At 71.7% G+C, this 25658-nt stretch carries 23 protein-coding genes; 12 read left to right on the forward strand and 11 right to left on the reverse strand.

Features of this window, described 5'->3' with window-relative positions:
• Positions 1 to 130: 130 nt before the first annotated feature.
• Entirely contained in the window at positions 131 to 913 is a 783-nt protein-coding gene (gene fdhD, locus ACKI2N_RS31335; protein WP_420992139.1) for a formate dehydrogenase accessory sulfurtransferase FdhD, read from the forward strand.
• 33 nt (positions 914 to 946) lie between these two features.
• On the opposite strand, the gene ACKI2N_RS31340 is transcribed toward fdhD, so the two are convergent.
• Positions 947 to 1246: an ArsR family transcriptional regulator gene (locus tag ACKI2N_RS31340; RefSeq protein WP_420992138.1), complete on the reverse strand. Its 300-nt coding sequence runs from the start codon at positions 1244 to 1246 to the stop codon at positions 947 to 949.
• A 54-nt stretch (positions 1247 to 1300) separates the two neighbouring features.
• On the reverse strand, positions 1301 to 1813 hold the full coding sequence (locus tag ACKI2N_RS31345; protein ID WP_420992137.1) for a DUF2721 domain-containing protein: 513 nt from the start codon (positions 1811 to 1813) through the stop codon (positions 1301 to 1303).
• A gap of 331 nt (positions 1814 to 2144) precedes the next feature.
• Between ACKI2N_RS31345 and ACKI2N_RS31350 the strand changes: the two genes are divergently transcribed.
• From ACKI2N_RS31350 to ACKI2N_RS31385, 8 genes are all read left to right on the forward strand, one after another.
• A complete protein-coding gene (locus tag ACKI2N_RS31350) occupies positions 2145 to 3542 on the forward strand; it encodes a cytochrome ubiquinol oxidase subunit I (RefSeq protein WP_420992136.1) in 1398 nt (465 codons plus the stop codon).
• Positions 3543 to 3579: 37 nt separating this feature from the next.
• Positions 3580 to 4560: a cytochrome d ubiquinol oxidase subunit II gene (locus tag ACKI2N_RS31355; RefSeq protein ID WP_420992135.1), complete on the forward strand. Its 981-nt coding sequence runs from the start codon at positions 3580 to 3582 to the stop codon at positions 4558 to 4560.
• 462 nt (positions 4561 to 5022) lie between these two features.
• A complete protein-coding gene (locus ACKI2N_RS31360; RefSeq protein ID WP_420992134.1) occupies positions 5023 to 5982 on the forward strand; it encodes a helix-turn-helix domain-containing protein in 960 nt (319 codons plus the stop codon).
• A 60-nt stretch (positions 5983 to 6042) separates the two neighbouring features.
• Positions 6043 to 6462: a DUF3331 domain-containing protein gene (locus ACKI2N_RS31365; RefSeq protein WP_420992133.1), complete on the forward strand. Its 420-nt coding sequence runs from the start codon at positions 6043 to 6045 to the stop codon at positions 6460 to 6462.
• Positions 6446 to 7717 (forward strand): chloride channel protein, encoded by a 1272-nt coding sequence (locus ACKI2N_RS31370; protein ID WP_420992132.1) that lies wholly within the window; start codon positions 6446 to 6448, stop codon positions 7715 to 7717. Before ACKI2N_RS31365 ends, ACKI2N_RS31370 begins: the two co-directional genes overlap by 17 nt.
• Positions 7718 to 8008: 291 nt before the next feature.
• Positions 8009 to 8329, forward strand: coding sequence for a hypothetical protein (locus ACKI2N_RS31375; RefSeq protein WP_420992131.1), 321 nt, complete (start codon positions 8009 to 8011; stop codon positions 8327 to 8329).
• 128 nt (positions 8330 to 8457) lie between these two features.
• Positions 8458 to 8601: a hypothetical protein gene (locus tag ACKI2N_RS31380; protein ID WP_420992130.1), complete on the forward strand. Its 144-nt coding sequence runs from the start codon at positions 8458 to 8460 to the stop codon at positions 8599 to 8601.
• 61 nt (positions 8602 to 8662) lie between these two features.
• Positions 8663 to 9160 carry a lecithin retinol acyltransferase family protein gene (locus tag ACKI2N_RS31385; protein WP_420992129.1) on the forward strand — a complete coding sequence of 166 codons (498 nt, stop codon included), beginning with the start codon at positions 8663 to 8665 and terminating at the stop codon, positions 9158 to 9160.
• A 431-nt stretch (positions 9161 to 9591) separates the two neighbouring features.
• On the opposite strand, the gene ACKI2N_RS31390 is transcribed toward ACKI2N_RS31385, so the two are convergent.
• Together ACKI2N_RS31390 and ACKI2N_RS31395 are read right to left on the reverse strand one after the other, a co-directional pair.
• A complete protein-coding gene (locus ACKI2N_RS31390; protein WP_420992128.1) occupies positions 9592 to 9945 on the reverse strand; it encodes a DUF4148 domain-containing protein in 354 nt (117 codons plus the stop codon).
• Between the two features lie 218 nt (positions 9946 to 10163).
• Positions 10164 to 10514, reverse strand: coding sequence for a DUF4148 domain-containing protein (locus tag ACKI2N_RS31395; protein ID WP_420992127.1), 351 nt, complete (start codon positions 10512 to 10514; stop codon positions 10164 to 10166).
• 368 nt (positions 10515 to 10882) lie between these two features.
• On the opposite strand from ACKI2N_RS31395, the gene ACKI2N_RS31400 reads away from it, so the two are divergent.
• From ACKI2N_RS31400 to ACKI2N_RS31410, 3 genes are read left to right on the forward strand one after another with little or no spacing between them, the layout of a single operon-like run.
• Positions 10883 to 14152 (forward strand): efflux RND transporter permease subunit, encoded by a 3270-nt coding sequence (locus tag ACKI2N_RS31400; RefSeq protein ID WP_426990872.1) that lies wholly within the window; start codon positions 10883 to 10885, stop codon positions 14150 to 14152.
• Entirely contained in the window at positions 14149 to 15399 is a 1251-nt protein-coding gene (locus tag ACKI2N_RS31405) for an efflux RND transporter periplasmic adaptor subunit (protein ID WP_420992125.1), read from the forward strand. The genes ACKI2N_RS31400 and ACKI2N_RS31405 overlap by 4 nt, the downstream gene beginning before the upstream one ends.
• A 53-nt stretch (positions 15400 to 15452) precedes the next feature.
• Complete coding sequence (locus tag ACKI2N_RS31410; protein ID WP_420992529.1) at positions 15453 to 17015, forward strand: efflux transporter outer membrane subunit; 1563 nt, start codon at positions 15453 to 15455, stop codon at positions 17013 to 17015.
• Here ACKI2N_RS31410 and ACKI2N_RS31415 read toward each other — a convergent pair.
• The 7 genes from ACKI2N_RS31415 to ACKI2N_RS31445 form a co-directional block, all read right to left on the reverse strand.
• A complete protein-coding gene (locus ACKI2N_RS31415) occupies positions 16990 to 18405 on the reverse strand; it encodes a heavy metal sensor histidine kinase (RefSeq protein ID WP_420992528.1) in 1416 nt (471 codons plus the stop codon). The two genes, ACKI2N_RS31410 and ACKI2N_RS31415, sit on opposite strands and share 26 nt — an antisense overlap.
• Positions 18405 to 19082, reverse strand: coding sequence for a heavy metal response regulator transcription factor (locus tag ACKI2N_RS31420; protein ID WP_420992124.1), 678 nt, complete (start codon positions 19080 to 19082; stop codon positions 18405 to 18407). Before ACKI2N_RS31420 ends, ACKI2N_RS31415 begins: the two co-directional genes overlap by 1 nt.
• Positions 19083 to 19319: 237 nt before the next feature.
• Positions 19320 to 19967 (reverse strand): response regulator transcription factor, encoded by a 648-nt coding sequence (locus ACKI2N_RS31425; protein ID WP_420992123.1) that lies wholly within the window; start codon positions 19965 to 19967, stop codon positions 19320 to 19322.
• Complete coding sequence (locus tag ACKI2N_RS31430) at positions 19957 to 21873, reverse strand: PAS domain-containing sensor histidine kinase (protein WP_426990873.1); 1917 nt, start codon at positions 21871 to 21873, stop codon at positions 19957 to 19959. Before ACKI2N_RS31430 ends, ACKI2N_RS31425 begins: the two co-directional genes overlap by 11 nt.
• 356 nt (positions 21874 to 22229) lie before the next feature.
• The gene (locus tag ACKI2N_RS31435) at positions 22230 to 22616 is read right to left on the reverse strand and encodes a response regulator transcription factor (RefSeq protein ID WP_420992121.1); all 387 of its coding nucleotides are present in this window, start codon (positions 22614 to 22616) and stop codon (positions 22230 to 22232) included.
• Between the two features lie 256 nt (positions 22617 to 22872).
• Positions 22873 to 23967, reverse strand: a complete 1095-nt coding sequence (locus tag ACKI2N_RS31440; RefSeq protein WP_420992120.1) for an NADH:flavin oxidoreductase — start codon at positions 23965 to 23967, stop codon at positions 22873 to 22875.
• Positions 23968 to 24106: 139 nt separating this feature from the next.
• Positions 24107 to 25543, reverse strand: coding sequence for a pyridoxal phosphate-dependent decarboxylase family protein (locus tag ACKI2N_RS31445; protein WP_420992119.1), 1437 nt, complete (start codon positions 25541 to 25543; stop codon positions 24107 to 24109).
• Positions 25544 to 25658 lie beyond the last annotated feature (115 nt).

Here is a 25658-nt window from a genome sequence, read left to right on the forward strand (position 1 = left end):
ACATGCCATGCCCGAGACGACAACCCTGTGCGGGCCGAGCGGCCCGAGCGACCGAAGCGACCGAAGCGACCGAAGCGATCAAAGGGACCTAAGCGTCCCCGGCGACCGCGGCGGCAGCATCGCCTGCGCGATGGTGCGCCACGGCCCCGGCTTCGCCCGCCCCGGCCGCGACCGCGTGGCCGAGGAATTCCCGGTGGCGCTGGTCTTCAACGGCGTCTCGCACGCGGTCATGATGACCACGCCGCGCGACCTCGAAGCATTCGCCGTGGGCTTTGCCCTGACCGAGGGCATCGTCGGGGCGGCCGCGGACATCTTCGACGTCGAGCTGGCCATGCACGAGAGCGGCGCCGAGGTGCAGCTGTCGATCGCGCAGGAGGCGTTCATGTCGCTCAAGCAGCGGCGCCGGACCCTGGCCGGGCGCACGGGCTGCGGCGTGTGCGGGCTGGAAAGCCTGGAACTGCTCGACCTGGTGCCGGCGCCGCTGGCGCCCGTGCCCGGCCGCGCCGTGATCCGCCCCGAGGCGGTATGGCGCGCCGCCCGCGACATGCCGGCGCGCCAGCCGCTGATGCGCGAAACGGGCGGCGTCCACGCCGCCGCCTGGTGCGCGCCCGACGGCGGCGTGCTGCACGTGATGGAAGACGTGGGCCGCCACAATGCGCTGGACAAGCTGATCGGCCATCTCGCCCTGCGGCGCGCCGACCTGCGCCACGGCTTTGTCTTCATGTCCAGCCGGGCGAGCTACGAGCTGGTGCGCAAGGCCGCCCGCATGCAGATTCCGGCACTGGCGACGATCTCGGCGCCGACCTCGCTGGCGATCGGCATCGCGCGGCAGGCCGGCATGCGGCTGTTCAGCTTCTGCCGCGACGAGAGCCTGTCCGAATTCGCCGGCGAGGCGCTCGCGCACGACTGCTGAGCGCCCGGGCACCCGGGCCGGGACGCTCGGCGCTCAGGCGCCGAACAGCTCCCGGCACAGCGCGGTGCCGCCCTCGGTCAGCCAGACCGTGCCGGTGGCGCCGTCCGGCTCCATCCGCACGGCGAGCAGTTCCCCTTCCTCGAGATCCACCAGCGTGCGCCGCAGCTCGCTCATCGGCAGGCCGGTGCGCTTGCGCAGGCGCGCCAGCGACATCGCGCGGCCGTCCGCGGCCTGGCTGCTTTCCCAGCACGCCGCGAGAATGTTCAGCAGCGCGGCGTGCGCCTGCGGATCCCAGTCCGGGTCCGGCATCGTCCGAGGGTCCTGGCTGGCCATCGCGGTTCTCCGTGGGTAAGCGTTCAGCGTTCAGCGGTTCAGAGATTCAGAGCGTCAGAGGTCGAGCGTGGCGGGCTTGGGCATGTCGCGGCTGCGCGCCAGCATGATGTCCGCTTCCCGGCTCAGCAAGGCATAGCTGAGGCGGCTTTCCCACGCCAGCGTCCCGGCGCCGGCAACCAGGCAGCAGACGCCGGCCAGCGTGGTCACCAGCAGCGAGATGGTGGCCACGCCGTCGCCGCCGGGCACCACGTGCTGCCCGAGGCCCACGCCGAGCAGGAAGGACAGCGTGCCGAGCCCGAAGCCGGCCACCGCGACATAGAGCAGCGCCATGCTGCGCAGGAGCAGCACCACGCGCTGCTCGGCCGTGGCCAGTTGCAGCGACGACGACGGGGCCAGCGGGCGGTGGAACTCGGTGGCGTCGCTGATCTCGGCGGCCAGCTTGCGGGCGCGGTCGAGCGCCAGCCCGTAGCGGTTGGTGGCGCCGAGCAGCAGCACGGTGGACGCGTTGGTCAGCAAGGCTGGCCCCGCGATGAAAGAGAGATCGGACAAGAGATTGCTGTCGAACATGGCAGTGTCGGGGGTGTCGGGGGCGCGGAGGCCGGATGGCGCAGGGGCGGGATGGCGCCGGGAGCAAGGCGCATGCCCACGAGCAGGAGCTTGCGCCACGCCCGCGCGCGGCGCTTTCCGGAACGAACGCGGCATTGCGGTTCCGCACGGTATTTCCCCCGGAATTCCCCTGCCAGGGGCCGGCGCAAGCGCGGCCCGCCCCCGCGCGCGGCCCGCCGCGTGCGAATCCGCAACCGGCCCCGTCCCGCAAAAGACGCTGCGCCGCCGCGTGCCCAGACTGCGTCCATCACGTATCTCGCGCCCCCTTATCTTTCCGGCAAAGGTGATTTCCATGTCCCTCCCAGACGTCCTCGACCTCTCGCGCCTGCAGTTCGCGTTTACCGCGATCTTCCATATCCTGTGGCCGATCCTGACCATCAGCCTGTCCGCCTACCTGCTGGTGGTGGAAATCCTGTGGGTGCGCACGGGCGACATCGCCTGGTACCGGCACGCCCGCTTCTGGGGCAAGCTGCTGCTGCTCAACTTCGCCGTGGGCGTGGTCAGCGGCATCCCGATGGAGTTCGAGTTCGGCACCAACTGGGCGCCGTTCTCGGAATTCAGCGGCCAGTTCTTCGGCAACATCCTCGGCTTCGAGGGCGCGATGGCGTTCATGCTGGAAGCGGGCTTCATCGGCATCATGATGTTCGGCTGGGAACGCGTGCCCAAGGGCGTGCACCTGTTCGCCACCGCCATGGTCGCGCTGGGCTCGTCGCTCTCCGCGTTCTGGATCATGGTAGCCAACTCGTGGATGCAGACGCCCGCGGGCGTGACCGTGGTGGACGGCAAGCTGGTCGTCACCGATTACCTGAAGGCGATCTTCAACCCCGACATGGTGTGGGGCGTGACGCATATGTGGTTCGCCGCGCTCGAGACCGGGCTGGTGGTGGTGGCCGGGATCTCGGCCTATTACCTGTTCCGGCGCCGCAACCCCGAGTTCTTCGTCCGCTCGTTCCGCCTCGCGCTGGTGATGCTGGCCTTCGTCGCGCCGGTGCAGATCTGGCTCGGCGACAGCAGCGGCGTCGACGTGTTCGCGACCCAGCCGGCCAAGGGCGCGGCCATCGAGGGGCACTGGCAGACCAACGCGCCCGGCACCGGCGCCTCGTGGTCGCTGCTGGCGTGGCCGAACCAGGCGCAGCAGCGCAACGACTGGTCGCTCGAGGTGCCCGGGCTGCTCAGCGTGCTCGGCACCCACAGCCTGCACGGCCGCGTGACCGGCCTGGCCGACATCCCGCGCGCCGACCAGCCGCCGATGCTGCCGCTGCTGTACTACGCCTTCCGCGTGATGGCCGGCATCGGCTTCCTGTTCATGGTGCTGGCGTTCTGGACCGCGTGGGTGATGCGCCGCGCGCGCGGCCGGCTCGATGCGCTGCTGGCGCGCCGCCGGCTGCTGCTGGCCTGGGTGCTCTCCATCCCGCTGCCTTACGCGGCGGTCGAGTGCGGCTGGATCGTGCGCGAGGTGGGCCGCCAGCCGTGGGTGGTGTACGGCCTGATGCGCACCAGCCAGGGCGTCTCCACCGCGGTGGCCGCGCCGGAGGTCGGCGCCAGCATCGCCATGTTCCTCTCGCTCTACCTGGTGCTGATCGCCACCTTCTTCTGGTTCGCGCGCAAATGGCTGCGCGCGGGGCCGGACCTGACGCTGCAGCCGCCGGGCACGGCCCGCCTGGCCACCGCCCCCGCGAGCGGCTATTGAGCCGCATCCAGAGACACCACCGACCCAGGGAATCATCATGGAAACCTCAGTCCACTCATTGCTCGCCGCGCTCTGGTTCTGCCTGCTCGGCCTGATGCTGGCGTTCTACGTCGTCACCGACGGCTTCGACCTCGGCATCGGCATCCTCAGCCTGTTCGCCCGGCGGCGCGAAGACCGCGATGCCATGGTCCAGTCGATCACCCACGTCTGGGATGCCAACGAGACCTGGCTGGTCGTGCTGGGCGGCGGCCTGTTCGGCGCTTTCCCGGCGGCCTACGCGCTGTTGCTGCAGAACCTGTACCTGCCCCTGATGGGACTGATCGCCAGCCTGATCCTGCGCGGCGCCGCCATCGAGTTCCGCCATGCCGCGCAAGGAAACAGCCACTTCTGGGATGCCGTGTTCGGCATCGGCAGCCTGCTGGCCGCGGCCTCGCAGGGGGTGGTGCTCGGCAAGCTCATCACCAGCCTGGAGCCGGGCGCGTGGAACGCGCTCTTCACCGCCATCGCCGCCTGCGGGGTGGTCGCGGGGTACGCCCTGCTGGGCGCCACCTATCTCATCAAGAAGACCGGCTGGCAGCTGGAGGCGCTGGCGCGCAGGTGGGCGCTGACCTGCCTGCCGGTCACGCTGCTGTGCGCGCTGGTGCTGTCCGCGGTGACGCTCAAGGTCAGCCTCGTCACCTCGCTGCGCTGGCAGCAGGCGGGCGTGCTGCCGGTGCTGGCGGCGCTGGCGCTGGTGGCCGCGGCGGCCTCGGCGTGCCTTGCCGCCACCACCTGGACCGGCGGCCACCGCGGCCCGTTCCGCGCCGCCGTGGTGCTGTTCCTGGTGTCGTTCGGCGGCCTCGCCATCAGCCTGTTCCCGTACCTCGTGCCGGGCAAGCTGTCGATCGTCGCCGCCGCGTCCGACAGCCAGACGCTGATCTTCATGCTGATCGGCATCGGCCTGCTGCTGCCGGTCATGGTGGGCTACAACCTCTACCAGTACCACGTGTTCCGCGGCAAGGTGAGCACCGCGCACTGAACGCGCCGCGCGGCGGGGCCGGGGCGGCCCCCGCCAACCCCGCCAACCCCGCCAACCCCCGCCAACCTATACGCAGGTATAGGCCGGCGAAACGAACGGGTGTATCCGCCGCACCCGATGGATGGCTGAAAGCCGCGCCGCCGCGGCCTAAGATCTCTACATGGCGACCAGACACGTAACGGACAGGACAGGATCCCGCCCAGCGTGCCCGGCGCGCAACGAAGTCTCCTCCCTTCGGCAGCCGCAGCCCTCCCCGGGCCGGCTGCCTTTTTCTTTGTCCGGACCTTCGCGCGCGGGCCGGCCCCTGCGCCGCGGACTAAACCAAGGTATGAGTCGCGCAAACCATCTGGCGCTGCCCGCAACCGTTTGTAGGGCTGGTGGCAGGCCATGCGCTGCTATACCTTGAATCCATCGCGGACCGACGTCCCGCCCCCTCTTCCAGAACCACGATCAAGGCCCATCATGTTCAATGCATCGCTCGCGTGCCACCCCGCCACGACAGACCTCATGCCGGTGCTGTCCCACAGCCCCATCGGCCAGGAAAGCGCCTGGCGCTCCCTCGTGCAAGGCGCCGGCACGTCGCACGGCGCGGTGCCGCTCTCGCGCTGGACGCGCCGCGCCGGCGCGCCGTGCGAAGTGGCCCATCCCGGCAACGATGCGCACCACTGCATCGCCATGAGCCTGAAGTCCACCTCGCTGACGTTCACGCATGGCAGCCGCGTGCTGGTGGAGGGGCGCGTCACCGCGGGCGCGGTGCAGGTCACCGCGCCGCGCGTGGCGGTGCGCGCCGCCTTCGACGCGCCCAGCGACGTGCTCCACCTGTATGCCTCGCAGGCCGTGCTGGCCGAGTGCTACGAAGACCTGTTCGGCCACGCCCACGCCGGCGACATCGTGCTGGGCGATCCGCGCCTGGTGCAGGACGCCGCGCTCGACCGCCTGGCCCAGGCGCTGGCGGTGGCGCAGACGCAGGACGGCGGCGCCGGCCGCATCTTCACCGACAGCGTCAGCATGGCCATCGTCTCGCGCCTGGTGGCGCGCCACTTCCAGCAGGCCGCGCCCAAGGGGCGCAACATGACCGCCCTGCCGGCCTGGCGCCTGCGCCGCGCCACCGACTATATCGACGCGCATCTGTCGGAGGCCATCGGCCTGGCCGACATCGCCGACAGCGCCGGCCTGACCCGCATGCACTTCGCAGCCCAGTTCCGCCTCGCCACCGGCCTGCGCCCGCACGAATACCTGCTGCGCCGGAGGATCGAGCGGGCCCAGGCGCTGCTAGGCGCCACCGGCCAGACCATGCTCGACGTCGCGCTGAGCTGCGGCTTCCGCTCGCAATCGCACTTCACCACGGTGTTCAAGCGCTTTGTCGGCGAGACCCCCTACAACTGGAAGATCAAGAGCGGCCTCGAGCGCAAGGCTGCGTGACCTGCCGGCGCCGCCGCCCGGCGGCGCGTGCCAGCCCGTCCCGAACCCGGAGGTGTGGAAATGCCAGCCGACAGCAACGTCATCGACCGCAACGTGACCGACCGCGGCATCGCCGCCCAGGGCGGCGCCGATCCGTGGCAGCAGACCCTCGGGCTGCTGGCGGCGCGGCCGGCCAGCCGCGCGCTGCCCTGCGCGCCCGCGGTGCCGCGCGCCGCGCGCGGCTACTACGGCGCGCTGATCAGCGTGATCGACCGGCCCGGCCCGGGCACCGCCACGCTCGCCTGGCGCGACGCCACCCACTGCCGCTACGGCGACCAGGAATGGTGCGCGGGCACCGCGCGCGCGGCCGGGGTCTGCGCCATGAGCGGACAGGCCATCGCCGCGGGCGACGCCATCTACAAACCGCGCGCGTGCCGCCCCCGCCCGCGCAATGCCGATGCCATGATCCTGGCAACCGTGCTCGATGCCGCCGCCGACTGAAGGCCGCGGCATGGCCCGCGCCGCCGCGCTGCTGCGCTGGCCGCTCGCGCTGCTGGCCACGGGCGTGGCCGGCGGCCTGGTCGGGCTCGGCGTGGCCACGCTGCTCCACCTGATACAGCACCTGGCCTACGGCTACGGCGCGCTGGCCTCCGAGAGCTTCCTGGAAGGCGTGACGCAGTCGTCCGCGCTGCGCCGCGTGGCCGCGCTGTGCGCCTGCGGCGTCGTCGCCGGCGCGGGCTGGTGGGCCGTGTACCGCTGGTGCCAGCCGTTGCGCAGCATCGCGCGCGCGGTGCAGGTGGAGGCCTGGATGCCGCCCTTGGCCACCACCTGCCACGCGCTGCTGCAGGTGGTCACGGTGGCGCTGGGCTCGCCGCTCGGGCGCGAGGTGGCGCCGCGCGAACTGGCCGCCATGCTGGCCGGCGTGCTGGCGCGGCGCCTCGGCCTGCCCGCCGCGGACGCGCGCATCCTGGTGGCGTGCGGCGCCGGCGCCGGCCTGGCCGCGGTGTACAACGTGCCGCTGGCCGGCGCCGTGTTCGTGCTGGAAGCCCTGCTCGCCACGGCGGGCTGGCGCGCGCTGCTGGCCGCGCTGTCCACCTCGTGCATTGCCGCGCTGGTGGCGCGCGCGGGGCTGGGCAACCACCCGCAATACCTGGTGCCGCACTATCCGGTGACGCCCGCGCTGCTGGCGTGGGCCGCGCTTGCGGGGCCGCTGCTCGGCGCGCTGGGAACGGTCTTCACGCGCTGGACCTCGGCGGCGCGCAAGCATGCCGCCACCGGCTACTGGCTGCCGCTGCTGTGCGTGCTCAACTTCGCCGTCATCGGGCTGGTCGCCACGCACGTGCCGGCGCTGCTGGGCAACGGCAAGGGTCCGGCGCTGGTGGGCTTCGACGGCGCCTTCGGCGTGCAGGCCGCGCTCTGGCTGCTCGGACTGCGCGCGCTGTTCACCCTGACGAGCCTGCGCGCGGGCGCCCAGGGCGGCCTGCTGACGCCCGCGCTGGCCATCGGCGCGCTGCTCGCCAGCGTGCTGGGAGAAGCCTGGTCCCTGGCCTGGCCCGGCACGGCGCCCGGCGCCTTCGCGCTGGTCGGCGCCGCGGCGTTCCTCGGCTCGACGATGCGCGCGCCGCTCACCGCGGCGGTGCTGATCGTCGAGTTCACGCGGCCCGACGGCGCCTTCCTGCTGCCGGTGGCGCTGGGCGTGTGCGGCGCGTGGCTCGGCGCCGCGTGCGTGCGGCGCGTGCAGGCGGCCAGGGCCTAGTCCCCGCCGCCGGTCTCCCTCCTTCCCGTTCCTCTTTCTCTCTCTCCTTCACGCGCCGCCACGCACCGCGGTCCGCGGTGCCCGCGCGCGGCAAGAACGCCGCCGGATAAACCAAAGGATAGGGTCCCGCTACCAATGCGCTAGCGCGGCACACCGTGTGTACGAAGGCGCCGGCGCGGCCCGGCTTCTATGCTTTTCAACAAGGAGCCGGCATCGCCGTTCCTCCGCGAAAAGCCCGCTCAGGGCCGGCACTCTCGCCAACGAAACGCACCGACAGACTGGAGAAACATCATGACCACCCGCACCCAACGCCTGCTCGCCGCCGTCCTGCTTGCCACCAGCGCGCTCGGCGCCACGCTTGCCCATGCCGCCGACCCGCGCACCGGTCCGGAGGCCGGCGACCGCTACGGCCACAACTTCAACATCGACAAGCCGCGCGACGTCTATACCGACGGCGCGCACGGCGGCACGCGCGGCCACAAGTACGACACCTTCACCCAGGGCCTGCGCGTGGAACAGCAACCGCATCCGTTCGGCGGCCTGCTGCTGACCGGCCGCGACGAGACCGGCGTGTCGGCGTCGCCCGCCGACGAGCAGAACTCGCACGCCTGAACGCCGCGCCGCGGCGGCATGGGCGGCGCCGCCCGCCCAGCCCCGACTGCACGGCTGCGCCACGCACCACCCGCGCCACCCGCGCCGCTTCGCCGACGCACCATCGCCACCGCGACACGAGGTCCGAGATGAAACGCAATGCCCTGACTCTCGCTGCCCGCCCGGGCACCAACGAACTGCGCCGCCAGGCATGGCTTGCCGCGGGCTGGCTGGGCATGTGCGCCGCCAGCTGCGCGATGGTGGCAGCCGTGGCCATGTGGGCCCCGCTGTAGTCTCTCGCGCCGGCGGCCCGCGCATCGCGCGGCCGCCCTCCGCCCCGCCAGGAGCCCCGTCATGAGCCCAGCCACTCCCGCACCGGTCCGTGCGCCCTGGCACGACGGCCCGCTGGTCCCCCTCGCGCCCGGCAGCGAGCCGCCCCTGGCGGCGCACCTGATCATCGCGCGCAGCGGCTACTGGCATCACGGCATCTATGTGGGACACGGCAAGGTCGTGCACTACGCGGGCCTGGTCGGCGCATGGCGCTCCGGTCCCGTGGAAGAAATCCCGCTGGCCCGCTTCGCCGCGGGACAGGCGCTGTGGATGCATGCCAACTGCAACTGCTGCTTCGACGCGCCGGAAACGATACGGCGCGCGCGCTCGCGGCTCGGCGAATGCCGCTACAAGCTGCTGACCAACAATTGCGAGCACTTCTGCAACTGGTGCCTGACCGGGACCAGCTACAGCGCGCAGGTGCGGTGCTGCCTGCGCGATCCGCTCGCCGCGCTGCGCGCGGCCTTCGGCCTGCTGCTCACGATCGGCGGCATGCATCGGTTCGCCGGGGACGGGGCCTGAGCATCCGTTCCGACACGGCGCTTGGCTAGCGAGGCGTCCCGCGGCGCGACGGGAGGCCGGCATCGGGATCGCCGGCGTCTGCTGCCTTCTGCCCTGCGTTCCGGGCTCCGAGGCCGGGCTCCGAGGCCGAAATCCACCGCAAGGCCAGCGACGCATTCAACGCCGAGGGCCGCTCCAGAAACAACGACAAAGGCTTTCGCTCGGAGAGAGCGAAAGCCTTTGTCGTTGAAATGGCGGCCGGTCGTGGCGCACGAGCGCAGGAATCGAAATCGCCCGGCTCATCCGCATCGGTACCACCGGTGCATCAGCCGCCGGCAAGCCACGATCTCCCTCAAGGCCGTTCTGCTGCCGCGCGCGAAACGCGCGCGCAAAGCACCGCAGCCCGCCCCGGCGGCTCCGGAACGGGCTGCTGCTGCGGCGGCGGCGTGCATTTACGCGCCATAGTAGAAGGGGCTGCGCGGCTGGTCGATGCGCGGAACCATCTTCATCGAAGCCTGCAACTGCGTGCCGCCGGTCGCCTGCGCGGCGGTCGGCATGGCCGTGGCCGTGCCGGCGTTGTCGTTGCGGGCCAGCTGTTCCTGCGCGGCGACCTTGGCTTCGGCGGCCTGGATGTCCGCCGGATAGGTTGCGTTGTCGCCGCGGGGATCGTATCCGGCCTTCTCCAGGCGGATCAGGTCGGCGCGCACTTCGGCGCGGGTCACGGGGCCTTGCACGCTCTGGGCGAACGACAGCACGGGGGCGGCCATGGCACAGGCAAGGAGGGTGGCTTGGATCAGGGTTTTCATGATGGATATCTCTTTGTTCGGTTAGGCGGCCCGCCGTAGCGGCCCCTTGGCTCTTGCGCCGCGATGCGGGCAAGCTGCAATCATTGTTGGCCGGGCGTGGTGACCCGTGGCTGACCATTCGGTGACAAGGTTGTCACCCGGGCGGTGGATGCGCCGCGCCATGCGCGGCAGCGGGCCCCGTCAGCGAGGGAGCGGGCTGCCGCACGCGTGGACGGCATTCAGGCGCCGGCGTAGAACGGGCTGCGCGGCAGGTCGATGCGCGGCACCATCGACATCGAGGCTTGCAGGTGCGTGCCGGCCGATTGCGTGGAGGTCTGCATGGCTACCGGCGTGCCGGCCGTGCCGTTGCTGGCCATCTGGTCCTGCGCGGCGATCTTGGCTTCGGCGGCCTGGATGTCCGCCGGATAGGCGCCGTCCTGGCCACGGGGATGGTAGCCCGCATTTTCCACGCGGACCAGGTCGGCGCGCACTTCGGCGCGGGTCAGCGGACCTTGCACGCTCTGGGCGAACGACACCACGGGGGCAGCCATGACGCAGGCGACGAGTACGGTTTGGATCAGGGATTTCATGATGATTACCTCTTTCGGTTGGGTGGCCCGCCGGAGTGCGGTGCCTTGGTTCTTGCGTCGGGATGTGAGCAAGTTGTGATCATTGTTGGTCGGGCACGGTGACCCGCGGCTGACCATCTGATTACAAGGTTGTCACCTTCGCGGCCTGCCCGTCTTCGCCGCCGCCTGCCTCCGCGCTAACCACCTTTCTATCCTCTTTTTGTCCCCTGCCTGCCCCTGCATGCCCCCGCCCTGCAAGATGACGGCCCGGTAATGCTTCGGTCAGCGCCGGGTAAATCCGCCCCGCCACACTATCCACAAGACTCAAGCGCCGCGCGCCGGCCGGACCGGCCCCGCGGCGCCCCGCCCACCTCCCCCTGGAAGCCACCATGTGGATCGTCAGACTCGCCTTGCGGCGGCCCTACACCTTCATCGTCCTGGCGCTGCTGCTGTTCGTGCTCGGCCCGCTGGCGATCGAGCGCACGCCCACCGACATCTTTCCCGATATCGATATCCCGGTGGTCAGCATCGTGTGGTCGTACAACGGCTTTTCGGCCGAGGACATGGCCAACCGCATCACTTCCAGCTACGAGCGCGCGCTGACCGGCGACGTGGACGATATCGAGCACATCGAATCGCAGTCGCTCAACGGCGTCTCGGTGGTCAAGGTGTTCTTCCACCCCGGCGCCGACATCAACCGCGCCATCGCCGAGGCGGCGGCCAATTCCGCGTCGATCCTGCGCATCCTGCCGCCCGGCACGCTGCCGCCGAACATCATCACCTACAACGCGTCCACCGTGCCGGTGCTCCAGCTCGGGCTGTCGAGCAACACGCTGCCCGAGCAGACGCTCTACGACCTCGGCAACAGCTTCATCCGCACCCAGCTCGCCACCGTGCAGGGCGCGGCCGTGCCGCTGCCGTTCGGCGGCAAGGTGCGCCAGATCATGATCGACCTCGACCCGGCCGCGCTGCAGGCCAAGGGGCTGGCGCCCGCCGACGTGGTCAACGCCGTCAACGCGCAGAACCTGACGCTGCCCGGCGGCACCGCCAAGATCGGCGAGCGCGAGTACGACGTGCGCATGAACGGCAGCACCGCCACGGTGGCGGCGCTCAACGACCTGCCGGTCAGGAACGTGAACGGCACCGTGGTCTACGTGCGCGACGTGGCGCACGTGCGCGACGGCTACGCGCCGCAGACCAACATGGTGCGCAGCGACGGCAAGCGCGCCGCGCTGCTGCAGGTGGAAAAAACCGGCGGCGCCTCCACGCTGGACATCATCGCCCGCGTCAAGTCGATGCTGCCGCAGATCCGGGCCGGCCTGCCGGCCGCGCTGCATATCGACACGCTCTCCGACCAGTCGGTGTTCGTCACCGCGGCGGTCTCCGGCGTGGTGCGCGAGGCGCTGATCGCGGCCGCCCTGACCGCCGCCATGATCCTGCTGTTCCTGGGCAGCTGGCGCGCCACGCTGATCATCGCGGTATCGATCCCGCTGGCGGTGCTGACCTCGCTGATCGCGCTGTCCGCGCTCGGCCAGACCATCAACATCATGACGCTGGGCGGACTGGCGCTGGCGGTGGGCATCCTGGTGGACGACGCCACCGTGGCCATCGAGAACATCACCCACCACCTGGAAAACGGCGCGCCGCTGTACGACGCCATCCTCGACGGCTCGGGCGAGATCGCGGTGCCGACCTTCGTCTCCACGCTGTCGATCTGCATCGTGTTCGTGCCGATGTTCCTGCTGTCCGGCGTGGCGCGCTACCTGTTCGTGCCGCTGGCCGAGGCGGTGGTGTTCGCCATGTGCGCCTCGTATTTCTTCTCGCGCACGCTGGTGCCGACGCTGGCGATGTACCTGATGCGCGCGCCGGCGGCCGCCGGCGCGCAGCCGCGCGGGCGCTTCGCCGCGCTGGCGCGCTTCCAGCGCGGCTTCGAGCGGCGCTTCGAAGCGCTGCGCGGCCGCTATCGCAACGCGCTGGCGGCGGCGATGGCGCGCCGCCGCCGCTTCCTGGCGCTGTTCCTGCTGTTCTGCGTGGCCTCGCTGGCGCTGGTGCCGTTCCTCGGGCGCGACTTCTTCCCGTCGGTGGACGCCGGCGAGATCCGCATGCACCTGCGCGCGCCCACCGGCACGCGCATCGAGCACACCGCGGCGCTGACCGACGAGGTGGAAAGCCGCATCAGGCAGGTGATCCCCGACAGCGAGCGCGCCGGCATCCTCGACAACATCGGCGTGCCGGTCAGCGGCATCAACCTGACCTACGACACCTCCAGCCCGATCGGCCCCGAGGATGCCGACGTGATGATCAGCCTCAAGCCCGGCCACCGTCCCACCGCGGACTATGTGGCCAGGCTGCGCAGCGTGCTGCCGGCGGCCTTTCCCGGCGTGAGCTTCGCCTTCCTGCCGGCCGACATCGTCAGCCAGATCCTCAACTTCGGGCTGCCGGCGCCGATCGACATCCAGATCGTCGGCAACCGCCTGGACGCCAACCGCGCCGTGGCGGTGCGCCTGCTGGCGCGGCTGCGCGGCGTGCGCGGGCTGGTCGACGCGCGCATCCAGCAGCCCGCCGACGCGCCCACGGTGGACATCGACGTGGACCGCACCAAGGCGCTGCAGGCCGGCCTGACGCAGCACGACGTGGCGCAGAACCTGCTGATCTCGCTGTCGGGCAGCGCGCAGACCACGCCCAATTTCTGGCTCGACCCAAAAAACGGCGTGAGCTATCCGCTGCTGGCGCAGGTGCCGCAGTACGACATCCATTCGCTGCAGACGCTGGCCAATCTGCCGCTGGGCGACAGCGCGGCCGCCACCGGCGCACAGAGCCAGCTCGGCACGCTCGGCACGGTGTCGCGCACCACGCAGCAGGCGGTGGTGTCGCACTACAACGTGCAGCCGGTGCTGGACATCTTCGCCTCGGTGCAGGGACGCGACCTGGGCGGCGTCGCCGCCGACGTCGACCGCCTGGTGGCGGCCGCGCGCGCGCAGCTGCCGCCCGGCGCGTCCATCGTGGTGCGCGGCCAGGTGCAGTCGATGCGCGAGTCCTACGGCGGCCTGGGCACCGGCCTGGCGTTCGCCATCGTGCTGGTCTACCTGCTGATGGTGGTCAATTTCCAGTCGTGGATCGACCCGCTCATCATCGTCGGCGGGCTACCCGCCTCGCTGGCCGGCATCGCCTGGATGCTGTTCTCCACCGGCACCACGCTGAGCGTGCCCGCGCTGACCGGCACCATCCTGTGCATCGGCATCGCCACCGCCAACAGCATCCTGGTGGTCAACGCCGCGCGCGATGCGCTGCGCGGCGGCGCGGCCCCGCCCGAGGCCGCGCTGCAGGCCGGCTTCACGCGCTTCCGTCCGGTGCTGATGACCGCGCTGGCGATGCTGATCGGCATGCTGCCGATGGCGCTGGGCCTGGGCGACGGCGGCGAGCAGAACGCGCCGCTGGGCCGCGCGGTGATCGGCGGGCTGGCCTTCGGCACCGTCTCCACGCTGATGTTCGTGCCGGTGGTGTTCGGCACCGTGCACGCGTGGCTGGCCCGGCGCGGCGGCAAGGCCGCACCGGCCGCACCGGCCGCACCCATCGCACCCATCGCGCCTGCGGCACCGGCACTACCCGCTCCGGCCCTCGCCGGCCTTCCCCAACGACAAGCCAGGGAGTCTTCATGAACACCCCGGACGAGCGCATTGCGCCCCAGCCCGCGCCCCAGCCCGCGCCGGGCGCCGCGCCCGCTGCCGCGGCGCCGCCCGCCGCGCCCCGCCGCCGCTGGCTCGCGCCCGCGGTGCTGGCCGGCGCCCTGGCCATGCTGCTGGCCGCCGGCATCGTGCCGCGGCTGCGCGCCGGCCCCGTGCTGGCGCGCCAGACCGCCGCGCAGGAGGCGCTCGACGTGTCGGTGGTCAGCCCGGTGCCGGCGCCGGCGCGGCAGGCGCTGCTGCTGCCCGGCTCGGCGATGCCGTTCGCCGATGCCGCCATCTATGCGCGCACCAGCGGCTATATCGACCGCTGGTACGCGGATATCGGCGCGCACGTCAAGGCGGGGCAGCTGCTGGCCACCATCCGCACGCCGGAGCTGGACGCGCAGTTGCGCCAGGCCACGGCCGACCTGGCCTCGGCGCAGGCCGCCTGCGACCTGGCGCGGATCACCGCGCAGCGCTGGCGCGAAATGGCGCAGGCGCACTCGGTCTCGCAGCAGGATGCCGACGACAAGCAGGCCGGCTTCGCCACCCGCACCGCGCTGGTGGCCGCCGCGCGCGCCAACGTGGCGCGCCTGCAGGAGCTGGTGTCCTACGAGCGGGTGCTGGCGCCGTTCGACGGCATGGTCACCGCGCGCCGCGTGGACGTGGGCGCGCTGGTCACCGCCAGCGGCACGCCCGGCGTGGCGGGCGCGCAGGGCGAGCTGTTCCATCTCCAGCAGACCCGGACCTTGCGCGTGTTCGTCGACGTGCCGCAGGATGCGGCCGCCGGCATCACGCCGCAGACCCTGGCCTACCTGAGCACCCAGCAGTATCCGGGGCGGCGTTTCGCCGCGCGCGTGGCGCGCTCCGCCGGCTCGCTCGATCCGGTCACGCGCACGCTGCGCACCGAGGTCGACGTCGACAACGCCGACGGCGCCCTGCTGCCCGGCGCGTTCGCGCAGGTGCACCTGATGGTGCGCACGGCCACGCCGGCGCTGCAACTGCCGGTGAGCGCGCTGCTGTTCCGGCCCGCCGGCGTGACCGTGGCGCTGGCCGGCAGCGACGACAAGGTGGCGCTGCGCACCGTCACGCTGGGCCGCGACTTCGGCACCGAAGTCGAGGTCACGTCAGGGCTGTCCGCCACGGACCGCGTCATCGACAATCCGGGCGACGCGATCGGCGCCGGCGAGACCGTCCGCGTAGCGGCAGCCGCGCCGGCCGCGCCCCGGCGAGACAAGTGAAACAGGTGAATCAGGTGAACCAGGTGAAACAAGCCGGAGCCAGGCAGGCCGCCGTGCCGCAACCATCGAACAGCCAGCGTCTCGCCGGGCTGGCACGCAAGGCCATCGCGGCCTGCGTGGCATGCGCCGTGGCAGGCTGCGCCACGGCGCCGGCCTACCAGGTGCCGGCGGTGGACGTCCCCGCGCACTACTCGCGCGATCCGCACGACCCGCATGGTCCGGACGACCCGCGTTCCTCGCCGGCGGCGTCCGCCGGCTGGACCGTGGCCGCGCCGGCCGACACCGTGGCGCGCGGCGCCTGGTGGAGCGTGTTCCGCGACCCCGCGCTGGACGCGCTCGAGCGGCAGGTGGAGATCTCCAACCAGAACCTGAAGAAAGCCGCGGCCCGGCTGCGGCAGGCGCGCGCGCTGGTGAACGTGCAGCGCGCCGGTTTCTATCCCACGGTGGACGCCGGCGTGGCGGCGGCGCGCGCGCGCACCTCGCAGAACATGACCGGGCGGGCGCTGGCGGGCAAGACCGTCGACGATTACAGCACCGGACTGGTGGCCAGCTGGGAGCCGGACCTGTTCGGCCGCGTGGCCAACGCCACCGATGCCGCGCGCGCCGACGCGCAGGCCAGCCAGGCCGACCTCGAAGCGGTGCGGCTGGCCGTCGGCGGCGAACTGGCGTTCGACTATTTCGGCCTGCGCGCGCTCGATGCGCAGAAGCAACTGCTGGACGCCTCGCTGCGGGCCTATGCCGACGCGCTGGCCCTGGTGCAGTCGCAGGAGCGCATCGGCGGCGCCGACGACGCGGCCGTGGCGCAGGCGCAGGCGCAGCTCGAAAGCACGCGCAGCCAGGCCGAGGATCTCGACATCCGGCGCCAGCAACTGGCGCACGCCATCGCCACGCTGACCGGCCAGCCTGCCCCGGGCTTCTCGCTGGCGCCGCAGGCTGGCCCGGCCGCGGTGCCGGACATCCCCGTGGGGCTGCCCTCGCAGCTGCTGCAGCGGCGGCCCGACATCGCCGCCGCCGAGCGCCACGTGGCGGCCGCCAACGCGCGCATCGGCGAGGCCCGCTCCGCCTTCTTCCCCTCGCTGGTGCTGTCCGCCGGCGCGGGGCTGGAAAGCTCCTTCTTCTCGCCGTGGCTGGGCGCGCCGAGCCTGTTCTGGGCCATCGGCCCGCAACTGGCCACCACGCTGTTCGACGGCGGGCGGCGCAAGGCCGCGCTGGCCGGCGCCACCGCCGCCTACGATGCCGACGTGGCCGGCTACCGCCAGACCGTGCTGGGCGCGTTCCAGGACGTGGAGGACCATCTTTCGGCGCTGCGCGGCCTGGCGCGCGAGGCGCAAAGCGAGCAGCGCGCCAGCGACGCGGCGGCGCGCTCGCTGGCGCTGACCGGCGAGCGCTACCGCGTGGGCGCGGCCAGCTACCTGGACGTGGTCGTCACGCAGACCCAGGCGCTCGACCACCAGCGCGCGCTGGCGCAGGTGCAGGGGCGGCGCATGCAGGCCTGCGTGCTGCTGCTCAAGGCGCTCGGCGGCGGCTGGCAGCAGCAGCAACAGCAGCAACAGCAGCAGCAGCAGCAGCAGCAGCAGGAAAGCCGGGCGGCTACGCCGCCGGGAAGGTCAGGATGAAGCGCGTGCCGGTGGCGTCGCTCTCGGCGCGCGCGCTGCCCCGGTGCAGGCGCATGATGTTGCGCACGATGGCCAGGCCCAGCCCGGCCGAGCCGGTGGCGCGCTGGTCCGAGGCGCGCGCCGGGTCGGCGCGGTAGAAGCGGTCGAAGATGCGTTCGAGCAGCACGCTGTCGATGGGGCGGCCGGCATTGGCCACGGTGACGGTCACGTTGCCGCCGCCGGCCGCGGCCGACAGCGTGATGGCGCAGCCGCGCGGCGTGTAGCGCACGGCATTGGCCAGCAGGTTGCCGACCGCGCGCCGGAACAGTTCCACGTCGGCGCGCAGGCGGCCCTGGCCGCGCACCTGCACGGACACGCCGGCTTCCCCGGCCACGCCCTCGAAGTAGTCGGCGATGCGGGCCAGTTCCGCGCCGGCATCGAAGTCCTGGCGCTGCACGATGAACTCGGGGTGCTCGGTGCGCGCGAGGAACAGCACGTTGCCGATCATGCGCTCGAGCCGGTTGCACTCTTCCAGGTTGGACACCAGCGCGGCCTGGTATTCCTCCGTGCCGCGCGGGCGCGCCAGCGCCACCTCGGTGGTGCCGCGCAGGTTGTTGAGCGGCGTGCGCAGGTCGTGGGCGAGGTCGGCGGTGTATTGCGACAACTGCGCGAAGCCGTTGTCGAGCCGGCCCAGCATGGCATTCAGCGCGGCCTGCAGCGCGTGCAGCTCGCACGGCGCATTGGGCACGTCGATGCGGGTATGCAGCCGCGCCACGGTGACCGCCAGCGCGCTGCGCGCCATCTCGCCGAGCGGCTTGAGGGACTCGCGGATCAGCAGGAAGCCCATCAGGAAGGCCAGCGCCGCGCCGGCGGCGCCGGCCAGGTAGAGGCGGTCGCGATAGTGGTCCAGCAGCGCCCAGCGGTCGCGCATGTCGCGCGCCACCAGCACGGTGATGACGGAGCCGTCGCCGAGCATCGCGTCGGCCATGAGGCCGCGCATGGGGTCGCCCTGCGCGGAGCGCCATTCTTCGATGGCCGACGCGGTGATGCGCCCGGCCGCCGGCACGCGCGCCGCGAACGAGGGCGGGCGCGCGTCGGCGCCCGGCGCCATCGCCGCGTTGTGCGCGAACAGGCGCTCCTGCCGGTCGCTCCAGGCCTGCATCGACAGCGCGCGGTTGCCCAGCGCTTCCACCACCAGGCGGTCGGCGTGCGCGCGCGCGTCCGGCAGGTCCTGCAGCTCCTGCGCCAGGCGCCGCGTGTGGCGCGCGATCAGCACCATGTCGAGATCGTCCTGCGCCTTGATCTGGCGGTCGAGGGCGAAGTACAGCAGGCTGCCGACCAGCGCGAACACGGCCAGGGTGGTGCCGGCGAAGGCCAGCGCCAGCGTGGCGGCCAGCGAGCGGCCGCGCATCATGCCGCCTCGCGGGCTTCCATCACGTAGCCGACGCCGCGCACGGTCTGGATCAGCTTGACCGGGTATTCGTCGTCGATCTTGGCGCGCAGCCGGCGGATGGCCACGTCGACCACGTTGGAGTCGCCGTCGAAGTTCATGTCCCACACGTAGGAGGCGATCTGCGTGCGCGACAGCACCTCGCCCTGGCGGCGCGCCAGCAGCTGCACCAGCGCGAACTCGCGCGTGGTCAGGTCGATGCGGTCGCCGCCGCGGCGCACGCGCCGCCGCACGATGTCGACCTCGAGGTCGCCGGCCACGATCAGCTCGGCCTCGCGCACGGGCGAGCGCCGCGCCAGCGTGCGCACGCGCGCGAGCAGCTCGACGAAGGCGAACGGCTTGGTCAGGTAGTCGTCGGCGCCGAGCTCCAGGCCGCGCACGCGGTCGGCCACGTCGTCGCGCGCGCTGAGGAACATCACCGGCGTGGTGCGGCTGGCGCGCAGCGCCTTGAGCACCGCCCAGCCGTCCATGGCCGGCAGCATCACGTCCAGCACGATCACGTCGTAGGGGAATTCCTGCGCCAGGAACAGGCCGTCGGAGCCGTCGGTCGCCACATCCACCTGGCAGCCGGACTCTTCCATGCCCTTCTTGAGATAGGCGCCGGTCTTGGGCTCGTCCTCGATCACCAGTACCCGCATGTGCATCTCCTTCGCGCGACGTTGCCGGCGGCCGGAGCGGCCGCCGCTTGAGCTTGAAGTTAACGCAGGCAAGGCGGCGCCGATAGCCCTACGATCGGTTGCGGGGCGCGCCCATCGGTGTGCACCGCTCATACGAAGGTATGGGGAGGGGGCGGCGAATGGGCGATGAACGGGCAGTGAAGGGCGGCGAAGAAAGGCGAAGAGAGCCGCAAGCGGCGGACGCCGCGCCCGGGCCGCTCAGGAAAGCGCGCCGGAAGTCATGCCGAGCGCCTCGGCCTTGAGCACGAAGTCCGCCAGCGAGCGCGACGCCATCTTCTTCATGGCCTGGCCGCGGTGGATCTTCACGGTGATCTCGCTCAGGCCCATCTCGCCGGCGATCTGCTTGTTCATCAGGCCGCGCACCACCAGCGCCATCACTTCGCGCTCGCGCGGCGTGAGCGTCTCGTAGCGCGCGCGCAGGTCGGCGCTGGACTGGTCCGCGGCGCGGCGCGCCTCGTCGCGCTCCAGGGCGCTGGTGACCGCGTCGAGCATGTCCTGGTCGCGGAACGGCTTGGCGAGGAAGTCGGTGGCGCCGGCCTTCATCGCCTTGACCGACATGGCGATGTCGCCATGCGCGGTCATGAACACGATGGGGATCGGGATGCGCCCGGCGGTGATCTGTTCCTGCACCGCCAGGCCGCTCTGGCCCTTGAGGCGCACGTCCAGGATCAGGCAACTGGGCGCGTCGCTCAGGTCATGGGCCAGAAACTCCTGCGCGGAGGCGAACGCTTCGACGCGCAGCCCCACCGAACGCAGCAGCATGCTGACGGCGATGCGCATCGACTCGTCGTCATCGACCACGTAGACGATTCCCGTACCCCCGCTCGCGCCGGGCTCATTGCTCATGGCTGGCTCCCTTCGTTATCGCCTTCGGCCTTGCCGGCCCCTCCCCGGCTTCTCTTGCTTCTCCTGCTGCCCCGGCGTCCCGGGCGCTCTCGCTCTCGCTCTCCCGCTCGTGCAGCGGCAGCAGCACCAGCAGCAAGGCGCCCCCTTCCGGCGGCGACTCGGCCCAGATCCGCCCTCCATGCGCTTCGATGATGGAGCGGCAGATCGACAATCCCATCCCCATGCCGTCGGCCTTGGTGGTGAAGAAGGCGTTGAACAGCCTGCCGGCGTCCTCCGCGGCGATGCCCTTGCCGGAATCGCGCACCTGGACCTGCACGTGCCGCTCGTCGGCGGCCAGGGTGCTGACCCACAGGCGGCGCCGGCCGGTCACGCCGTCCATTGCCTGCACCGCGTTCATCAGCAGGTTGATCAGCACCTGCTGCAGCTGGGTGCGGTCGCCGTGGATCAGCGCGGCCGGCTCGCCGAGCCGCAGCTCGGCCTCCACGTGATGGTCCTGCAACTCGCGCCGCACCAGCTCCACCGATTCGTCGACCAGTGCGTTGAGGTCGATTTCCGCGTAGCTGGGATCGCGCTTCTGCGCCATCGAGCGGATCTGGCGGATGATCTCGCTGCTGCGCTTGGCGTCGCGGATCATCTGGCCGATCGACTGCGTGGCCTCGCCGACCTCGGGCTGCGGCCGGTTCAGCCAGCGCAGCGCGGAATCCCCGCAGGTGACGATGGCGGCGATCGGCTGCGTGACCTCGTGCGCGATCGACGCCGCCAGCTCGCCCAGCGTGGTGACCCGCATCACGTGGGCCAGCTCGGACAGGGTGCGCTGCAGCGCCTGCTGCGTCAGCGTGGCGTCGGTGATGTCCATGAGCGCGCCCACGTACTCGAAGCGGCCGTCCGCCGCCAGGGTCCGCCGCGCCACCAGGTGCACGTGCTTGATGGTGCCGTCGGGCATCAGCAGGCGGTGCGCCACGTCGACCAGCGGCGCGCCGGTGCGCACCTGCTCGCGGGCCGCCGCCACCAGCGCCATGTCTTCCGGATGGGTGCGCTCGCTCACGCGCTCCCCGCTTGGCCGCACTTCCTTGCCGTAGCCCAGGATGCGGTAGGCCTCGTCCGACCAGGTCATCTCGCCCTCGGGCAGCTTCATGGCGATGCTGCCGGTCTTGCTCAGTTGCTGGGCCTCGGCCAGGAAGGCCTCGCTCTGCGCCAGCGCGGCTTCGGCGCGCTGGCGCTCGGTGATGTCGTTGTTGGTGGCGAGAATGGCCACCGGCTTGCCGGCGCGGTCGCGCCACAAGGCCCAGCGGCTGGAGATGATCACCTGGGTGCCGTCGCGGCGCACGCGCTCCAGTTCGCCGTCCCAGCGCCCGGTGCGCAGCAGTTCGGCGTGGATCTCCTCCGGCGGGATGGGAAAGCGCGTCTGCGTCAGGCTGTGCATGGGCTGGCCGATGGCCTGCGCGGCGGTCCAGCCGTACACCTCCTCGGCGCCGTGGTTCCAGAAGGTGATGATGTCGTCGAGGTCGTAGACGACGATGGCGTCGTGCGTCATGTCGAGCATCTGCACCTGCTCGCGCAGGCGGGCGTTGCTGGCCAGGTTGCGCACCGCCAGCACCGAGGTGATGCCGATCGCCAGCAGGCTGAACACGCAGCGCGCCACCTGCCCGCCGGTCGGGACGCCCTGTGACAGCGCGAAGCCGAGCACGGTGAGCGCGGCGCAGCCCACCGCCACGGCCAGCGTGGCCCGGCGCGAGCCGGTCAGCGCGACCAGCAGCACCACCACCACGTAGAGGACCGCGATGGCGATGTCCAGCGGCGTCAGGGCGTCGATCAGGAAGACCGCCAGCGCCAGCAGCCCGGCGGCGGCGGACAGCATGCGCGCGTCCGCGTGCGCCGGGTCGCCGGCCCGGAACGACTCATCCATTGCTGGCCTGCCGGCGCTGCCGGCCCGCCACGGGATACGAAGGAATTGGGAGCGGCTCATTTCGGACAGACCGATTCGATGACATGGTTCCTCGGTGCTTCGTTTTTTTGCGGTGAATGGACGCCGGACCGGCGGCCCCGTGCCGGACACGGTACCCTGCGCGCGGGCGCCCGGAAATGGTGCAAATGGCACAAATGGCGCCGATGGTACGTATCGCGGCTGCCCCCTCGCGCAATCGGACATCGCGTCAAAAATTATACAATTCCAGGACCCTCCCTTTTGGCCCGGAAGCGGTAAACAAGCGGTAAATAAACGGGCGCGTTTTTATGGGCGCGTTTTTGCCGCGCCGGCGCCGCTCAGCCGGCCGGGGACGCCTCCCCCCGCGCGATCTGGTCCAGGCACTCCTGGACCGAGGCGCCGTCGACCGGCTTGCACAGGAACGATAGTGCCCCGCTCTCCATGGCCTGGCGGCGGATCGCCTCGGTGCAGAAGGCGGTGATGAAGATCACCGGAATCCGGCAGCCGGCGTCCACCAGCGCGCGCTGCATCTCGAGGCCGGTCATGCCCGGCATCTGGATGTCGGAAATCACGCCGGCCACCTCGGCCGCGCGGCCGGAATCGAGAAAGGCATGGGCCGACGCGAACAAAAGGACCTTCCAGCCCAGCGAGCGCACCAGGCTTGACGTGGCGAGGCGAACCGAATCGTCGTCGTCGACGATGGCTATTATCTGGTTGTTGTGCAAAGCGACTACCTCGACCAAGCTGAGCAATGGGGCCGGCACGCCAGCGGCGGCGCTATGGCGGCGCGGTGGCGGCAATATCCGGCTCCTTGAATGCATGATACGAGCGGCGTTTCGCGGGCGGAATCATATACATGTATATGTCCGCCACGCCACGCGGCGGGAACTCCGGGCCGCGTCTCCCCAGCATCACTTTTTCTTGTGGCCCGGTCCTGCCGCCGGGCAGGCCGCCACGCCCGCGCGGGCCGGCGGGCGCGCCTCAGTACAAGGTGGCCATGCTGGACCGCTCGAAATCGTTGAGCTCGGCGGTCCGGTTCTCCCTGATCTTGACGGCCCATTGCGGGTCCGCCAGCAGCGCGCGCCCGACCGCGACGAGGTCGAACTCGCCGCGGGCCAGGCGCTCGAGCAAGGCGTCCAGCGAAGCCGGCTGCGAGCTCTCGCCGCCGAATGCGCCGATGAAGTCGCCGCTCAGGCCGACCGAGCCCACCGTGATGACGGCCTTGCCGGTCAGCTTCTTCGCCCAGCCGGCGAAATTCAGCTCCGAGCCGGCGAATTCCGGCTCCCAGAAGCGCCGCTGCGAGCAGTGGAAGATATCCACGCCGGCGTCGGCCAGCGGCTCGAGCCACTGGCGCATCTCTTCCGGCGTGCCGGCCAGGCGCGCGCCGTAGTCCTGCTGCTTCCACTGGCTGAGGCGGATGATGAGCGGCACCTCGGCGCCGATGGCCCGGCGCGTCTCCCGCACGATGGCGGCGGCGAAGCGCGCGCGCTCGGCCAGGCTGCGGCCGCCCCAGGCGTCGTCGCGCGCGTTGGTGCCTTCCCACAGGAACTGGTCGATCAGGTAGCCGTGCGCGCCGTGCAGCTCGATGGCGTCGAAGCCCAGCCGCACCGCGTCGCGCGCGGCGCGCGCGAACGCCGCCACCGTATCGGCGATGGCCTCCTCGCTCATGGGCGCGCCGAAGACCTTGCCCGGGCGGGACATGCCGGAAGGAGAATCCACCGGCTGCGGCTTGTAGTCCTCATGGCGGCCGCGCACCGCGCCCACGTGCCACAGCTGCGGCGCGATGAGGCCGCCCTGCCCGTGCACGGCTTCCACCACCTTGCCCCAGGCGGGCAGCGCCTCGCCGTAGAAGTTGGGCACGTCCGGGTCGTTCTTGGCCGCCTGCCGCTCCACCACGGTGCCTTCGGTGACGATCAGGCCGACTTCCGCCGCGGCGCGGCGCGCATAGTACGCGGCCACCTCGGCGGTCGGCACGCCCGCCGGCGAGAACGAGCGCGTCATGGGCGCCATGACGATGCGGTTCTTCAGGCGCAGCGATTTGAACTGGAACGGTTCGAACAACGGGTTGGCCGACATCGGGGCTCCTTGCAGGTCTGGTCAGGCAGGCAGATTAAGCCCGCCCCGCGCCGATTGCCATGTTTATGTGGCCCGCGCATGCAGCGCGTGCATGGAGCCGATATTGCCGGCTGATAGTGCGTAGCGCGCCGATGGTCCGTCAGCGTCCGCCCTCGCTGACGCGCGCCAGCGCGTCCCGCACCGCCGCTACCGTGCGCGTCACGTCGTCCGGCGTGGTGCGCCAGTTGCAGACCGAGATGCGCATGCAGCGCTGGCCGCGCCAGGTGGTGCCGCCGAAGTAGGCCTCGCCGCCGGCGGCGACGGCGGCGATCACCGCATCCGTGTGCCGCTCGTGGTCCGCGGCCTGCGCGCCGGCAACCGGCGCCGGGAAGCGCACCAGCCCCTGGTTGACTTCGGAACGCCATACCACCTCGGCGCCGTCCAGCGCGCCGATGCCGTCCACCAGCGCGCCGGCCAGCGCGCTGGTGCGCTCCAGCAGACCGGCCACGCCCTGCCGGCCCAGTTGCCGCAGCGCCGCGTAGGTGGCCACCGAGCGGCCGCGGCGCGACCACTCGGGGTTCCAGTCGAGCGCGTCGCGCGCGCCGTCGACCTGCAGCAGGTAGCTCTCGCGGTGCGACATCGAGGCGAAATGCGCGGCCGGGTCGGCCACGAACGCGTAGCCGCAGTCATACGGCACGTTGAGCCACTTGTGACCGTCGGCCACCCAGGAATCCGCCGTGCCGGCCGCCGCCGTCAGGTGGCGCAGGCGCGGGCTGGCCGCGGCCCACAGGCCGAACGCGCCGTCCACGTGCACCCAGGCGCCGCGCGCGCGGGCCATCGGCACCAGCGTGGCGAAATCGTCATAGGCGCCGGTGTTGAGGTCGCCCGCCTGCAGCACCACGATGGTGGGCACGCCGGGCGCGCTGTCCAGCGCGAACTGCAGCGTGGCGGGCGCCAGCCGGCCCTGCGCGTCGGCCGGCAGGCTCACCAGCGCGCGGCGGCCCAGGCCGAGCACGCGCAGCGCGCGCTGCAGCGAGCCGTGGTGCTGGTCGCTGGTGAGCACGCGCACGGGCGGCGCGCCCCACAGGCCGTCTTCCTCCACGTCCCAGCCGGCGCGCGCCAGCAGCGCATGCCGCGCCGCGGCCAGCGCCACCGTGTGCGCCATCTGCGAGCCCGTGGTCAGCGCGAAGCTGGCCGTGGCCGGCAATTGCAGCAGGTCCTTGAGCCAGGCGCCGCAGGTTTCCTCGATCACTGCCTCGGCCGGGCTGCAGGCGTGGATGGCGGCGTTCTGGTCCCACACCGAGGTCAGCCAGTCGGCCGCCAGCGCGGCCGGCAGGCTGCCGCCGATCACCCAGGCGAAGAAGCGGCCGCTGGTGCTGCGCATCAGGCCGTCGCCGGTGTTCTCCACCAGTTCGTCGATCACCCGCGCAGGGTCCACGGGGCCTTCCTGCAGCGCGGCGGCAAAGCGCGCGCGCAGCGCCGGCAGCGAGGCCGTGGCGGCCACCGGGCCGTCGGCCAGGCTGGCCAGGTAGTCGCGGGCGTGCGCCAGCGTCTGTTCGAGCAGCGGGAATTCGGAGGACTGGCCGGGGTTGGTCATCGGGTCTGCCTGCGGGAGCGGTAGTGTTGAGCGGAATGAGCCTGCGCGCAAGACTAGCGGGCCGCCGCGCGCGGCGCTATCGACATTTCGCGCCGGGTCGTTTAGTTTTCCTCAA

The organism is Cupriavidus sp. 30B13, from assembly GCF_049059565.2.
Taxonomy (GTDB): Bacteria; Pseudomonadota; Gammaproteobacteria; order Burkholderiales; family Burkholderiaceae; genus Cupriavidus.